Source organism: Rhodanobacter sp. MP1X3 (assembly GCF_014207165.1).
GTDB lineage: Bacteria > Pseudomonadota > Gammaproteobacteria > Xanthomonadales > Rhodanobacteraceae > Rhodanobacter.
Genome location: NZ_JACHCO010000007.1, coordinates 137,543 through 152,085, shown reverse-complemented (window position 1 = coordinate 152,085; position 14,543 = coordinate 137,543). Strand labels below are relative to the sequence as shown.

Below are 14,543 nucleotides of genomic sequence, written 5' to 3'. Positions count from 1 at the left end.
TCCCTGCGTCAAATTCCTGGCGCGGGGACGGAAAAGCGCATCGCAGTGCAAGGCCAAAATGCACACTACGCCTCAACAAGCCAGCACAACATCGCCGGTAACCCTCGAATCCCCCAATACAAGCCATGGAGTCTTCATGAAGCTCTCGTCACTGCACACTCCGATTCTTTGCCTGAGTCTGCTTGCGCTCGCTGCCTGCAGTGGCAAAGGCCAGGAGCAACAGAAGCCGCCAGCGCCCGAAGTCGGCGTACTCACCGTGCAGCCGCAGTCGGCACCACTGACCAAGGATCTGGTCGGCCGCCTGTCCGCTTATCGCAGCGCCGATGTACGCGCCCGCGTGTCCGGCGTGCTGCTTAAGCGCGTGTACAAGGAAGGCTCCGACGTCAAGCAAGGCCAGCTGCTGTTCCAGATCGATCCGGCTACTTACAAGGCAACACTTGATTCCAGTCTGGCCAACCTGACCTCGGCCAAGGCGACTTATACCAATGCCCATGTCGTGGCTGAACGCGACCGCTCGCTCATTCCGCAAGGCTATATATCGCATGCCCAACTGGACAGCGACGAAGCCACCGAGCGTACCGCTGCTGCTGCGATTCAGCAGGCGCAGGCCGCCGTGGCCAGCGCACGGATCAGCCTCGGCTATACCAACGTGGTTTCACCCATCGATGGCCACGCCGGTCAGCAGCAAGTGACCGAAGGCGCCATCGTGGGCAGTGGCACGGCCGATACCGGTTCCGGCTCGACCCTGCTGACCACGGTCGATCAGCTCGATCCACTGTACGTCAACTTCACCCTCAGCTCGTCCGACTTCAACCAGCTGCGCAACGCGCAGAGCAACGGCAATGTCACCTTGTCCGCGCAGGACCAGACCCACGTGCAGGTTGCCCTGCCCGACGGCACCTTGTACAACCAGCAGGGCACGCTGGATTTCTCCGACACCGCGGTGAACCAGTCCACCGGCGCGATCAGTCTGCGTGCATTGCTTCCCAACCCGCAGCAGGCGCTGCTGCCGGGCCAGTACGTCACCCTCAAGGCGAATCTGGGTGAACGCAACAAGGTATTTCTGGTGCCACAGCAGGCAATTCTGCGCGACACCGCCGGTGCCTATGCGTTGACGGTGAGCGCCGAAGGCAAGGTGGTGCGCAAGAACGTCGACGCCGACCAGTCCAGCGGCAACAACTGGGTGATTACCAAGGGCCTTGTCGCCGGCGATCAGGTGATCGTCTCCGGTCTGCCGCAGGTGCAGGAAGGCATACAGGCCAAGGCCACGCCGTGGCAGCCGGGCCAGGACAACAAAGGGGCCGCCGGTCCGGGGGCCGCTTCGGCCAAGCCCGACGCAGGCAAGCCTGGCGACAAGCCAGCCGATAACTCTGCAAACGGCGGCAACAAGCCTGCCGCCAAGCAGTAACGGAGCTCATACATGTTGTCGAATTTCTTTATTGACCGCCCGATTTTCGCTTGGGTGCTGGCGATCCTCGTCAGTCTGGTGGGCGCGATCTCCATGCTCGAACTGGGCATCGAGTCCTATCCAGCTATCGCACCGCCGCAGGTTTCGATAACCGCCACCTATCCCGGCGCCAGTGCCGATACAGTGGAACAGAACGTCACCCAGGTGATCGAGCAACAACTGACCGGCATCGACCACCTGCTGTATTTCAGCTCTTCTTCCAGCTCCAACGGCCAGGCCACCATCACGGCCACCTTCGAAACCGGCACCAACGCGGATATCGCTCAGGTGCAGGTGCAGAACAAGATGAATCTGGCCAATCCGCGTCTGCCCACCGCAGTAATCTCGCAAGGCGTTGTGGTAGCCAAGAACAATCCCGACTTCCTGATGTTCCTCGCGATAACCTCGGACAATCCGGATATTGACAACGGCAGGCTCAACGACCTGGTGGCGTCGCAGGTCATCAACCAGATCGGCCGCATCTCTGGTGTCGGCAATACGCTTCAGCTCGGTTCCGAATACGCCATGCGCATCTGGCTGAACCCGGACAAGCTGCAGGGTTACGGACTATCGGCAACCGACGTGCAAACCGCCATCGCCGGCCAGAACGTGCAGTTCGCCGCCGGATCGCTTGGCGCCGACCCGGCGCCGGCTGGCCAGCAGTTCAATGCCACGGTATCGGCGGAGAGCCGCTTCACCACACCGGAGCAATTCGGCAACATTATCCTGCGCGCCAACTCCGACGGCACCACGGTAAAGTTGAAGGATGTCGCGCGGATCGTGTTCGGCCCGCAAAGCTACGGCTCGGGTTCGACTTGGGCCGGCAAACCGACCGCCGGCATGGGCGTACAGCTGCTGCCGGGCGCCAATGCGCTGAACGTGGCCACCGCCGTGCGCGCCAAGATGGACGAGCTGGCCAAGTCGTTTCCGCCCGGCGTGAAGTACGAGGTGCCCTACGACACCACGCCGTTCGTGCGGACCTCGATCGAGGAAGTGATCCAGACCCTGGCCGAAGCGATCGTGCTGGTGTTCCTGGTGATGTTGATCTTCCTGCAGAACTTGCGCGCCACGATCATCCCCACCCTGGTTATTCCAGTCGCCTTGCTCGGCACCTTCATCGGCATGCTGGTGCTTGGCTTCACCGTGAACCAGTTGACCCTGTTCGGCATGGTGCTGTCGATCGGCATCGTGGTCGACGACGCGATCGTGGTGATCGAGAACGTCGAACGCATCATGTCCGAGGACAATCTCTCGCCACAGGAGGCCACGCGCAAGGCGATGAGCCAGATCAGCGGCGCGATCATCGCGATTACCGTGGTGCTTGCGGCGGTGTTCGTGCCGTCGGCGTTCCAGGCCGGTGCGGTGGGCGTGATCTACAAGCAGTTCGCGTTGACCATCGCGATGTCGGTGCTGTTCTCCGCTTTCCTCGCATTGACGTTCACCCCGGCACTATGCGCGAGTTTCCTGAAGCACAGGGAAGAAAACGAAAACGAGAACAAGAACTTCATCTACCGCGGTTTCAACAAGCTGTTTGATCGGGTCACTCACACCTATACCGGCCATATCAGCAGCGCAGTGAAACACACACCAATCTGGATGACAGTTTTCGTGGTGCTGGCTTTGCTGATGGGTTTCTTGTTCAGTCGTCTACCGACCAGCTTTGTACCCGATGAAGATCAGGGCTTCGCACTGGCGATTGTGTCGCTGCCGTCGGGCGCCACCATGCAGCGCACCCAGGCCGTACTGGATCAGGCCCGCCTGATACTGAAGAAAGACCCAGCCGTCGATGACGTGTTCGAAATCGCCGGTTTCAGCTTCGTCGGCAATGCCGAGAACACCGGTATGGCCTTTATCAAGATGAAGGACTGGGACCAACGCAGCGTTACCATCGAGCAGTTCATCGGCAAGGCCAACGGCATGCTGCATGGCATCCGCGATGCACAGATCTTCGTGGTGAATCTGCCGACCATCCGTGGCCTGAGCCAGTTCGGCGGCGTCGACATGTATCTGCAGGCACGTGCCGGGCAAACCCGCGATGAGCTGGCCGGCGCCATGATGACCGTGCTGGGCAAGGCGGCGCAGGACAAGACGCTGCTCGGCATCCGCCCGAACATGTTGCCGCCGACACCGCAGCTGAGCTTGACCGTGGATCGTGTGCAGGCGCAGGCGATGGGCCTGTCGGTCAGCGATATCTACAATGCGATCTCGCTGGCGCTGGCACCGGTGTATGTCAACGACTTCAGCTACGGCGGCCGCGTCAAGCGCGTGGAGATCCAGGCCGATGCGCCTTACCGCATGGGGGTGGACGCGCTGGATCATCTCTACACGCCCAGCACGAACGGCACCACGTCAAGTGGCACGACGTCAAGTTCAAGCACGGCCTCCGGCACAACCGACATCACCCAGAACATGATCCCGCTGTCCAGCGTGGTGCATGCGAAGTGGACTACCGGCTCGCCTGCTTTGCAGCGCTACAACGGCTACGCGGCAGTGGAGATTGTCGGCAACCCGGCGCCCGGCAATTCCACCGGCCAAGCGATGAAGACGATGGAAAACATCGTCGGCAAGAACCTGTCAGCTCAGTTCGGTTACGACTGGACCGGCCAGTCCTACCAGGAGTTGCTGGCCGGCAATACCGCGACCCTGCTGCTGCTGCTGTCGGTGCTGATCGTGTTCCTGTGCCTATCGGCGCTGTACAACAGCTGGTCGATCCCCGTGGCCGTGCTGCTGGTAGTGCCACTAGGCCTGCTCGGCGTGGTGGTGTTTTCGATGTTGCGCGGCATGCCGAACGACGTGTTCTTCAAGATCGGCATGGTGACGGTGATGGGCTTGGCGGCGAAGAACGCCATTCTGATCATCGAATTCGCCGTGGACCTGCAGAAGGAAGGCAAGGCGTTGGGCGTAGCGGTGGTCGAAGCGGCCAGGCTGCGACTGCGGCCGATCCTGATGACCTCGTTCGCCTTCATCCTCGGCGTGTTCCCGCTGTTCATCTCCACCGGCGCCGGCGCCAACGCGCGCCACTCGATCGGCACCGGCGTGATCGGTGGCATGCTTTTCGCCACCTTCCTCGGTCTGCTGCTGATCCCGGTGTTCTACGTGAGCGTGCGTCGCATGCTGGGTGACAAGCTCGATGTTGATGGCAAGGATCAGCCAGTGAGTAACGAGCCGAAGTCTCTGTCACCACCGGAAGCGGACCCCTACCGCGGCGGCTGATCCAGCCAAGTAACGTGCTCAACAAAAAGCCCCGGCATGCCGGGGCTTTTTTTATTGCCTGTCGTCTTGTCGTTTGACGATGCGCTTTCGATCTGGCTCGCGAAAAAGTGCTATCCCACTTGCGACTGCTGGCCTCAACGCAAACCGGTTTCCGCGCGAGCAATCACCATTCGCTGGATCTCGCTGGTGCCTTCGTATATCTCGGTGATCTTGGCGTCACGGAAATAGCGCTCCAGCGGCATCTCCTTCGAGTAGCCCATGCCACCATGAATCTGCACGGCCTGATGGGTAATCCACATCGCCGCTTCCGATGCCGTGAGCTTGGCGATTGCCGCTTCGGTGCCAAAACGCCCGCCGGTCTTGTCGGCCTCGCCCTTCTGCCATGCCGCACGCAGGGTCAACAACATCGAGGTATCGAGCTTGCACTTCATGTCGGCAATCTTCGACTGGGTCATCTGGAATGTACCGATCGGTGCACCGAACGCCTTGCGGTCACGCGCCCACTGCAAGGTCGCTTCGTACGCGGCACGCGAAATCCCGATCGCTTGCGAAGCGATACCGATACGGCCGGCATCAAGCACGCCCATCGCGATAGAAAATCCCTTGCCAACTTCGCCCAGCAGGTTTTCCTTCGGGCAAACGTAGTCGAGGAATTCGATCTCGCAGGTCGCCGATGCACGAATGCCCAGCTTCGGCTCACTCTTGCCGGCATGGAAGCCGGCCAGCTTCGTATCGATGATGAAAGCCGACACACCACGCGCCCCGACGCCCGGTGTGGAAATTGCGAACAGCAGAATGTAGCGGGCCACCGGACCGGAGGTAATCCAGCTCTTCTTGCCGTTGATGACCCAGTCGCCCTGCGCGTTCTTGGTTGCGCGGGTGTGCATGGCCGACGCATCCGAGCCCGACTGCGGCTCGGTGAGCGCATACGCACCGATCGCTTCGCCGGTGGCAATGGCGCGTACGTAGGTCTGCTTCTGCTCCTCGGTGCCGTGCTTGAGGATGGCGTTGCAGAACAGCGAATTGTTGACCGACATGATGGTCGAGGTCGCCGCATCGGCCGCGGCGATCTCGATCATCGCCAGCACGTAGGCAATCGTGTCCATCGCCGCACCGCCGTACTGTTCAGGCACCTCGATGCCCATCAAGCCCAGCCGGCCCATCTCGCGAATGTTTTCCAGCGGAAACTCGCCCTTGGCATCAAACTCGGCAGCCACCGGCGCAATGCGTTTCTGGGCAAAGTCGCGGGCGATCGACTGGATCGACAACTGATCTTCGGTAAAGCTGAAATCCATGGAAAAGCTCCGCAGTGAACTGGCCAGCCGCCCATTGTAGCGGCGGCAATAAAACACCATTGTGCGAACGCAGCATCAACATCAACGCGAGTCATATCCCGGGCATCACAGACATGACATACGGACGCAAAGCCACGGTGGACGCTCCTCCGTTGGGACCACGTTTTGTTGTCGCGAACGTCAGGCTCGTTGGGCCCTGGACTGAACAAAGCACGGCAATCAACAACTTCCCTGCTTGACGCCCTGACAAACCGCGCCTAGCCTTGTCATCTCTTTATCGCGATAAAAGGATGCTCGATGGACCTGGCCAGTGCTTCCAGCGTTCTGCGCCTGCTCGCGGATCCGACGCGTGTCCGCCTGCTGGCCCTGCTTGAACACGAGGAGCTGACAGTCGCCGAACTGGCCGCCGTGCTGCATCTGGCGCAACCGCGCGTGTCCACCCATCTGGCCAAACTGAAGGAGGCTGGCCTCGTGCGTGACCGCCGTGCTGGTGTGTCGGCGTATTACCGTGCCAACAGCGAAGGCGAGGAGGCGCAGCGCAAATTGCTCGACTCGCTGCGCCAGAGCATCGACGACGCCCTGCTGCGCGAGGACGCCGCGCGCCTGCCCGCTGTTCTGGCGCAACGAGCTGGCACCGAAGGCTGGGCCGACACCGTGGCCGGCGACATGGAGCGCCACTACTCGCCCGGCCGTACCTGGGAAACGCTGGCGCGGTCATTGCTGCAATTGCTGGAAACCGGCGATGTACTGGATATCGCCTCCGGCGACGGCATCACCGCCGAACTGCTGGCACCGCACGCGCATTCGATCACCTGCGTGGACTCCAGCGAACGGGTGGTCGACGCCGCCGCCAAGCGACTGCGCGCATTCACCAACGTGCAGGTGATGCAGGGTGATATGCAGGCGCTCGATCTCGGCGAGCAACGCTTCGACCTGGTCTTGATGCTGCACGCACTGACATATGCCGAGGATCCCGCCCTGGCCGTGGCAGAGGCAGCTCGCGTCTTGCGCCCCGGCGGTCGCCTGCTCGCAGTCACGCTGGGCCAGCACGACCATCGCACAGCGGTCGAACCGTTCGACCACCGCAATCTCGGCTTTCATGGCGACCAACTACGCGGCTTTGCCGATGCCGCGAAACTGGACGTGATCAGTTGCCATCAAATCAGCCGCGAGCGCAAGGCGCCGCATTTCGAAGTGATCAGCCTGCTGGCGCGCAAGCCGCATTGATCGGCGTACACCAAACACCATCTTGAATACCGCTTCGCCGCACGCGAAAAAGCAAAACGTAAGGAACCACAATGAGCGCCCTGCCCTGGCTACACCCCGACCGCGTTGCCCTGCTGGAACAGGCGCTGCATCAGCGCATCCTGATCCTGGATGGCGGCATGGGCACCATGCTGCAGGCGCACGAGCTGGATGAAAGCGGTTTTCGTGGCGAGCGCTTCGAGCACGGCCACGATGGCCACGCGCAGACCGACGATGGCCACGCACACGATCACCCTGGCAGCTGCGATCTGAAGGGCAACAACGACCTGCTGACCCTCACCAAGCCAGACATCATCCGTGGCGTGCATACGGCTTATCTCGAAGCCGGCGCCGATCTGGTCGAAACCAACACCTTCAACTCCACCCGCATCAGCCAGGCCGATTACAGGCTGCAACATCTCGCCTATGAGTTGAACCGCGAGGGCGCCAGACTCGCGCGCGCTGCCTGCGATGAAATGACGGCAAAAACGCCGGACAAACCGCGCTTTGTGATCGGCGTACTCGGCCCGACCAGCCGCACCGCGTCGCTGTCGCCCGACGTCAACGACCCGGGCTATCGCAACGTCACGTTCGAAGAGCTGGCCGAAAACTATACCGAATCCACCATCGGCCTAATCGATGGCGGTGCCGATGTCATCATGGTCGAAACGATCTTCGATACCTTGAACGCAAAGGCCGCCCTGTTTGCGCTAAGCGAGCTGTTTCACCAGCGCGGCGCGCGCATGCCCGTGATGATTTCCGGCACCATCACCGACCGCTCCGGCCGTACGCTGTCGGGTCAGACAGCCGAAGCGTTCTACTACTCGGTCGCGCATGCACGTCCGCTGTCGGTCGGCTTCAACTGCGCGCTCGGTGCGGAAGATCTGCGTCCGCATGTACAGACGCTCTCCAACATCGCGCAGAGTTTCGTCAGTACGCATCCCAACGCCGGCCTGCCGAATGCATTCGGCGAATACGACGAATCACCCGAGCATATGGCCGGCGTGATCGGTGATTTCGCGCGCGACGGTCTGCTGAATCTGGTCGGCGGCTGCTGTGGGACTACGCCCGCGCATATCAAGGCGATTGCCGAGGCGGTGCGCTACTACGCGCCACGGGTCATTCCGTCTGCCACGCAAGCGGAGGCTGCGTAAGTGAGACGTTACACCCGCCTGTCGGGTCTTGAGCCGCTGGTACTCACGCCTGAGCTGCTGTTCGTCAACGTGGGCGAGCGCACCAATGTCACCGGCTCGGCCCAGTTCAAGAAGCTGATAAAGGAAGAACGCTACGACGAGGCGATCGACGTGGCGCGCCAGCAAGTCGAGAACGGCGCGCAGATCATCGATATCAACATGGACGAGGGTCTGATCGATTCCGAAGCAGCGATGACGCGCTTCGTCAATCTGATCTCCTCCGAACCCGATATCGCGCGCGTGCCCTTCATGATCGACTCGTCCAAGTGGACGGTAATCGAGGCCGGTCTGCGCTGCCTGCAGGGCAAGGGCATCGTCAACTCCATCTCGATGAAGGAAGGCGAGGCGCAGTTCCTCGACCATGCGCGCAAGGTGCAACAGTACGGCGCCGCCGCCGTGGTGATGGCCTTCGACGAACAAGGCCAGGCCGACACCTGCGCGCGCAAGGTCGAGATCTGTTCACGCGCCTACGAACTGCTGACCCGTGAGCTCGACTTCCCGCCGGAAGACATCATCTTCGATCCCAACATCTTCGCCGTCGCCACCGGTATCGAGGAGCACAACAACTACGCGGTGGATTTCATCGAGGCCACGCGCGAGCTGAAAAAACGTTTCCCCGATTGCCATATTTCCGGCGGCGTCTCCAACGTCTCGTTCTCGTTCCGCGGCAACGACACCGTGCGCGAGGCCATCCATTCGGTGTTCCTGTACCACGCCATCAAGGCCGGCATGGACATGGGCATCGTCAACGCCGGTTCGCTGGCGATCTACGACAACCTCGATCCCGAGCTGCGCGAGCGCGTCGAGGACGTGGTACTCAATCGACGCGAGGATTCCACCGAGCGCCTGCTGGAGATCGCCGACAACTTCCGCAAGAAGAAAGGCGATGTTGTCGTCGAGACGGTGGCCTGGCGTGAAATTCCCGTGCGCGAGCGCCTGAGCCACGCGCTGGTGCACGGCATCGATCAATACGTGGTCGAGGATACCGAAGAAGCGCGTCAGCTTTCCTCGCGCCCGCTCGACGTGATCGAAGGCCCACTGATGGATGGCATGAACGTGGTCGGCGACCTGTTTGGCGCCGGCAAAATGTTTCTGCCGCAGGTGGTGAAATCGGCGCGCGTGATGAAAAAAGCCGTCGCCTACCTGCTGCCCTTCATCAAGGAAGAAAAGCTGCGCACCGGCGACATGGGCAAGAACAACGGCAAGATCATCATGGCCACCGTCAAGGGTGACGTGCACGACATCGGCAAGAACATCGTGGCCGTGGTGCTCCGCTGCAACAACTTCGAGGTGATCGACCTCGGTGTGATGGTGCCGGCGCAGAAAATCCTGGAAGCGGCCATCGCCGAGAACGCCGACATCATCGGCCTATCCGGTCTGATCACGCCGTCGCTGGAAGAAATGAGCCAGGTCGCGCGCGAAATGCAGCGACAGAATTTCCATATCCCGCTGATGATCGGTGGCGCCACCACTTCCCGCGCGCACACCGCGCTGAAGATCGAGCCGCACTACAAGTCGCCTACCGTGTGGGTGAAGGACGCCTCACGCGCCGTTGGCGTGGCGCAGTCGCTGGTCAGCAAGGATCTGGTCGAAGAGTTCATCGCCAAGATCCGGCTGGAGTACGCCGACGTGCGCGAACGCCACAAGGATCGCGGTCCCGGCAAACAGCTGGTGCCGCTGGCCAAGGCGCGCGCGCAACGCTTCACCTGCGACTGGCAGGCCTACGAACCACCCGTACCGAAAACGCCAGGCATCACCGTGTTCGATGACTACGATCTGGCCGAACTGCGCCAGTACATCGACTGGCTGCCGTTCTTCAATGCGTGGGAGCTGGCCGGCAAATTCCCGGCCATCCTCGATGACGACGTGGTCGGCACGCAGGCGCGCGAACTCTACACCGATGCCAACCGCATGCTCGATCAGCTGATCGCCGAACGCTGGCTCACGGCCAAGGGCGTGATCGGCTTCTGGCCGGCCGCCAACATCGGCGATGACATCGAGGTTTATGCCGTCGATACGACGGCCAAAGCCAAACCCGTCGCCATGCTGCGCCACTTGCGCCAGCAGGTGGAGAAGCCTGCCGATCGTCCGGACTTCTGCCTCGCCGATTTTGTGGCGCCCAAGGACAGCGGTGTAAAGGATTGGGTCGGCGGCTTCGCCGTGACCACCGGCATCGGCATCGAGCCGCACGTAGCCCGCTTTGAAGCCGACCACGATGACTACTCGTCGATCATGCTCAAGGCGCTGGCCGACCGCCTGGCCGAAGCGTTCGCCGAGCGCCTGCACGAACGCGTGCGCAAGGAATTCTGGGGTTACCAGCCCGACGAAACCCTGGCCAACGACGATCTCATTGCCGAGAAATACCGCGGCATCCGTCCGGCCCCCGGCTACCCTGCCTGCCCCGAGCATTCGGAAAAAGCCACGCTGTTCGAACTGCTCAACGCAACCGAACACACCACCATCCAGCTAACCGAAAGCTTCGCCATGCATCCCACGGCCGCCGTCTCCGGCTGGTATTTCTCGCACCCGCAAAGCCAGTACTTCGTGGTCGGCAAACTCAGCCGCGACCAAGTCGAGGACTACGCCAAACGCAAAGGCTGGACACGCGAGCTTGCCGAACGCTGGCTGGCACCGTACCTGGGCTACGAAGTCGAGTAATCGATTCCAAAGCGAAGTCTGACGCTGATCAGACTTCGCTTTCGACCACGCCGCGACGCTTCACCTCGCGCATATGCACGATCAAGTTGTAAACCGAGACAAAGGCCGGAAAGAAGTTCGACAGAATGCCGACCGAGTCGTTCTTGCCGACGATGAAATAGCTCAGCAGCAGGGCGCTGCCGATCACCGACAACCACCAGAACGACAGCGGCATCACCACCCGCTTCAACTTGCGCGTGTAGTACATCTGCACAAACCAGCGGCTGGTGAACATCAGCGAGCCGATCAGGCCAACGGTTTTCCATGGCGTGATCTCGAAGCCGTGCAGCGCCGCGAGAATATGGTTGAACTCGTGCTGCAGGAATTCCATCGGGGCGGCCTCGTCAGTCAAGCGCGCCAGTTTACCAACCATCCGCCCCAACGGATGCCCCGCACCAACCCCACTTCGACAACAAAATGCTGGCGCAAAGGCGACAAAGATTGACCCGAAGCCGCTCTCCCCGTATATTTGCGCGCTCTCGGCGGGCGATTAGCTCAGCGGTAGAGCACTGCCTTCACACGGCAGGTGTCGCAAGTTCGATCCTTGCATCGCCCACCACTAAAACACTAAGTCTGAAGCCATCCTTGCGATGGCTTTATTCTTTTGTGGCTGAGGAACGTTCACCAAGTAGCCCTGTCGCGCATAGTCGTGCATAGCAAATTCTGTACATGAATGCCCCTAACTCTATTGATCCACGGGGATTGAGCCCTGCCTAGAGAGGCGAATATCTGAAAAAAGCGTTGAATGGAAAGCAAGGGGCCGGGCAATTTCCGTAACCTGTTTCTGTATGCGCCGGGCGGCAAGAAAGACGGCACCCAGATGATCCCGATCAGCGAAGTCGCGGCCAAGGATGAGTTTTTCAACATCAAGTACGCCATCACCGTCGTGATACTGGTGGTTTGGCAAGCAACACGGGGATGAAAGCGCCTACACGCTGCTCTCAGTCTGATGGCCATGTCCCAATTTTGAGAAATCGAAACGACGCCGATTAATTCCTGGCGGAAACCGATTAAATTTTACTTTAACGCCTAGAGCTGTTCCTACAGCAATTCCCGACTTAGTTGCAACCTATATTTAGCTCGCCTGTTACAACCCCGACTCCACTGACAGGCCTTTCCACGTGTAAAAATTTCCGTCAATTTTTACTGCGAATATCTTATATTTTTTGTTACGCAAAAAATTAATTCCTCCCTCAGTCATTTTTGGCGAAGTTAATTTTATTTCTGCAGCTCCGGGTCGAATATCTCCAGGAAGAATTACGCTGTTTAACTTGACAAGCCAGTTTGATTGTCCGAATTTATCCGATGGTAATTTTTCCACAAGCTCGGCTTCAAAGAGGGAGCCTCCCTCCATGCCATGAGGTATATGCTCAGCATCGGCATTTTTCAGATCTGAAATTGTCTTTCCCAGATCTTCATTTGAAAGCTTAACTTTCAACTCGCCTTTGTTATAAAAAAAAGACTGACTATTTGAATATGCAACGATAGGGAAAATTGAAAGAAAAAATAGCGCGATGACGTTAATTTTCATTAGATTATTATCCTATTCCTATTTAGAAGGGCATTTTGTTTTAATTTTACCGATAGCTTCCTTGTCACGCGCCGGCAATTTATTCAGGAACTTCAATATTAACGCTATCTGTGCCGGCGTTAAATCTGATAAAGAATCAGGCATTGTCATATTCTGAATGTCAGGAAAAACTTTTCTAGCTGCCATTACGTCCGACCAGCTTAGGCTATCGATAACATCACTTGAAATCTGAGCGTTTTCTTCTTGCGTTAGTGATGGCACAAAGCTTTGCAATATTCCTGGGAGTTGTTGTGTCGCTGCTGCTTTGCCCGGTAAGCCGAAAGGCCACAATCCCATTGGATCGACAAGGCTAGTAGGTCTATTATTTACGTAAATGTAGGTATTGATGCCCCCTGCCAAGCCGCTGGGATCACTCTCCAGATAGCGCCCCAGCCCTGAGTTGAAATCGCGATAACCGTTGTTCCAGGTCAGCGTCTCGGCATCGTAATATTGCCCTGGAAAACCCAAGTTAAGCGTGATGTTCGAAACGATCACTTTCTGGGTAAAAGCAAAGTTCTGTGCTCGCCACACCACGTTCTGCGAGGCATCCGTCACCGCTTCCGGTCGACCCACCTGGTCGTCATGGATGGCGTAGGCCTGACCGTTGGCCATGCGACCGATCAATCGTCCGTTGAGCCACACGTAGTCTGTCCAACCACTCCCCTGGCTCTCCGCCAACATGCCCCCGTCGCTGCCTGGAGCAAAATAAGTCGTACCTGCACTCCCGGTTTTGCGCAGGCGCTGACCTTCGGGATCGACGTAGTAAGTCATGCCTGACGATGTGTTGAGTCGATTGAAGGCGTCGTAGTTGTAGGCTGCTCCACCATTGACTACCGTGCTGTTGCCCTTTGCATCGTAGCCGTAGGTAGCATTGAGCGTCCCAGCGACACTCGCCAATTGATTGCTCGTGCTGCTGGGCGTTTCGGTTAGCACCACTCCGTTGACGCTCTGATAGGTGCGATTGCCGTTGGCGTCATATTGGTAACTCTCGTTATCCGCTCCGGAGTAGACCGACGCCAACCGCGACATGTAGTCGTAGCCAAAGTTCTGCGTCAGCGTGTTGTCGACGCCGTTGGTGATCTGCGTGATGCGGTCGGTGGTGTCGTAGGTGAAACCCAGGCTCTGCTTGCCAGGCACGCTAATGCCCGCCAGCCGGCCATCGGTGTCGTAGTTCAGGGTGTTGATCAGCCCGTTGCTGGAGGTCCACGACGCCATCGCCATGTCCGTCGGCCGATACGTAATCGCCGTCGCGCCGTTGATCGGTGAGGCGCTGCCGATCTTCAAGGAGACGCCGGAGACCACGCCGTTGGTGTAGTAATAAACGACTTGATTGCTATCGGGGTAATTCACTACGGTAAGGCGACCTACTTCATCGTAATTGAAACCCAGCGCATACGTCGTGCTACCTATAGTAAAGCCACGCCCGCCGATCCATCCTTCCGGCGTATAGCTGTAGGACGTCGCGCCGGTAGCATCGCTGTCTGAGCACAGACGACCCAGGCCGTTGGTGCAGTTGTCGTAGGCGAACGTCTGGGTCAGGCCACCGGCACTCACGCTCGTGCGGCGGTTGAGGCCATCGTAGCCATAGTTGGTCTGCACGCCATCGGCACGCGTCATGCTGGACTGACGGCCATAGCCATCGTAGGCGAAATTCGTGGTGCCCGTGTCCGGACTGGCCTGTCGCCACAGTTGGCCCAGGCCATCGTGCGCATAGGTCGTCACCAGACCTCGCGGATCGGTGACGCTCGCCACATGATCACCGGCGTCGTAGGTCATCACCGTAGTGACACTCTGGGCTAGCAGCGACCCCGGGAACAATGACAGCAGCAGCGGTAGAAGTCTGGGCCTTAGGTGCAGTTTCAGGTAGGCATCCATATCCATAG

Annotated in this window: 10 protein-coding genes and 1 tRNA gene; 7 read left to right on the top strand and 4 right to left on the bottom strand. The window is 59.4% G+C overall.

What is annotated here, in order from left to right; all coding sequences use genetic code 11:
* Positions 1-136 precede the first annotated feature (136 nt).
* Positions 137-1,408 (top strand): efflux RND transporter periplasmic adaptor subunit, encoded by a 1,272-nt coding sequence (locus HDE79_RS17735; RefSeq protein ID WP_184603906.1) that lies wholly within the window; start codon positions 137-139, stop codon positions 1,406-1,408.
* 15 nt (positions 1,409-1,423) lie between these two features.
* The gene (locus HDE79_RS17730; protein WP_184604126.1) at positions 1,424-4,660 is read left to right on the top strand and encodes a multidrug efflux RND transporter permease subunit; all 3,237 of its coding nucleotides are present in this window, start codon (positions 1,424-1,426) and stop codon (positions 4,658-4,660) included.
* A gap of 134 nt (positions 4,661-4,794) precedes the next feature.
* On the opposite strand, the gene HDE79_RS17725 is transcribed toward HDE79_RS17730, so the two are convergent.
* A complete protein-coding gene (locus HDE79_RS17725; RefSeq protein ID WP_184603905.1) occupies positions 4,795-5,955 on the bottom strand; it encodes an acyl-CoA dehydrogenase family protein in 1,161 nt (386 codons plus the stop codon).
* Positions 5,956-6,252: 297 nt separating this feature from the next.
* Here HDE79_RS17725 and HDE79_RS17720 point away from each other — a divergent pair, with 297 nt between their 5' ends.
* From HDE79_RS17720 to metH, 3 genes are all read left to right on the top strand, one after another.
* On the top strand, positions 6,253-7,182 hold the full coding sequence (locus HDE79_RS17720; protein WP_184603903.1) for a metalloregulator ArsR/SmtB family transcription factor: 930 nt from the start codon (positions 6,253-6,255) through the stop codon (positions 7,180-7,182).
* A 71-nt stretch (positions 7,183-7,253) separates the two neighbouring features.
* Positions 7,254-8,354: a homocysteine S-methyltransferase family protein gene (locus tag HDE79_RS17715; RefSeq protein WP_184603902.1), complete on the top strand. Its 1,101-nt coding sequence runs from the start codon at positions 7,254-7,256 to the stop codon at positions 8,352-8,354.
* Positions 8,355-11,051, top strand: coding sequence for a methionine synthase (gene metH / locus HDE79_RS17710; RefSeq protein WP_184603900.1), 2,697 nt, complete (start codon positions 8,355-8,357; stop codon positions 11,049-11,051). It begins immediately after the preceding gene.
* A 28-nt stretch (positions 11,052-11,079) separates the two neighbouring features.
* Here the strand turns inward: metH and HDE79_RS17705 are convergent, their stop codons facing one another.
* Complete coding sequence (locus HDE79_RS17705) at positions 11,080-11,421, bottom strand: lipid-A-disaccharide synthase N-terminal domain-containing protein (protein WP_184604124.1); 342 nt, start codon at positions 11,419-11,421, stop codon at positions 11,080-11,082.
* Between the two features lie 153 nt (positions 11,422-11,574).
* Between HDE79_RS17705 and HDE79_RS17700 the strand changes: the two genes are divergently transcribed.
* Both HDE79_RS17700 and HDE79_RS17695 read left to right on the top strand, forming a co-directional pair.
* A tRNA-Val gene (locus HDE79_RS17700) sits at positions 11,575-11,649 on the top strand.
* A 186-nt stretch (positions 11,650-11,835) separates the two neighbouring features.
* The gene (locus tag HDE79_RS17695) at positions 11,836-12,012 is read left to right on the top strand and encodes a hypothetical protein (RefSeq protein WP_221440230.1); all 177 of its coding nucleotides are present in this window, start codon (positions 11,836-11,838) and stop codon (positions 12,010-12,012) included.
* A 165-nt stretch (positions 12,013-12,177) separates the two neighbouring features.
* On the opposite strand, the gene HDE79_RS17690 is transcribed toward HDE79_RS17695, so the two are convergent.
* Together HDE79_RS17690 and HDE79_RS17685 are read right to left on the bottom strand one after the other, a co-directional pair.
* Complete coding sequence (locus HDE79_RS17690) at positions 12,178-12,621, bottom strand: hypothetical protein (protein WP_184603898.1); 444 nt, start codon at positions 12,619-12,621, stop codon at positions 12,178-12,180.
* Between the two features lie 18 nt (positions 12,622-12,639).
* A complete protein-coding gene (locus tag HDE79_RS17685; protein ID WP_255488494.1) occupies positions 12,640-14,535 on the bottom strand; it encodes an RHS repeat-associated core domain-containing protein in 1,896 nt (631 codons plus the stop codon).
* Positions 14,536-14,543: the final 8 nt, after the last annotated feature.

What these genes read in the sequence shown, in the direction of transcription:
- HDE79_RS17695 (WP_221440230.1), top strand. Translation starts at nt 11,836, where the DNA reads ATGGAAAGCAAGGGGCCGGGCAATTTCCGTAACCTGTTTCTGTATGCG.
- HDE79_RS17735 (WP_184603906.1), top strand. Translation starts at nt 137, where the DNA reads ATGAAGCTCTCGTCACTGCACACTCCGATTCTTTGCCTGAGTCTGCTT.
- HDE79_RS17720 (WP_184603903.1), top strand. Translation starts at nt 6,253, where the DNA reads ATGGACCTGGCCAGTGCTTCCAGCGTTCTGCGCCTGCTCGCGGATCCG.
- HDE79_RS17690 (WP_184603898.1), bottom strand. Translation starts at nt 12,621, where the DNA reads ATGAAAATTAACGTCATCGCGCTATTTTTTCTTTCAATTTTCCCTATC.
- HDE79_RS17725 (WP_184603905.1), bottom strand. Translation starts at nt 5,955, where the DNA reads ATGGATTTCAGCTTTACCGAAGATCAGTTGTCGATCCAGTCGATCGCC.
- HDE79_RS17685 (WP_255488494.1), bottom strand. Translation starts at nt 14,535, where the DNA reads ATGGATGCCTACCTGAAACTGCACCTAAGGCCCAGACTTCTACCGCTG.
- HDE79_RS17715 (WP_184603902.1), top strand. Translation starts at nt 7,254, where the DNA reads ATGAGCGCCCTGCCCTGGCTACACCCCGACCGCGTTGCCCTGCTGGAA.
- HDE79_RS17705 (WP_184604124.1), bottom strand. Translation starts at nt 11,421, where the DNA reads ATGGAATTCCTGCAGCACGAGTTCAACCATATTCTCGCGGCGCTGCAC.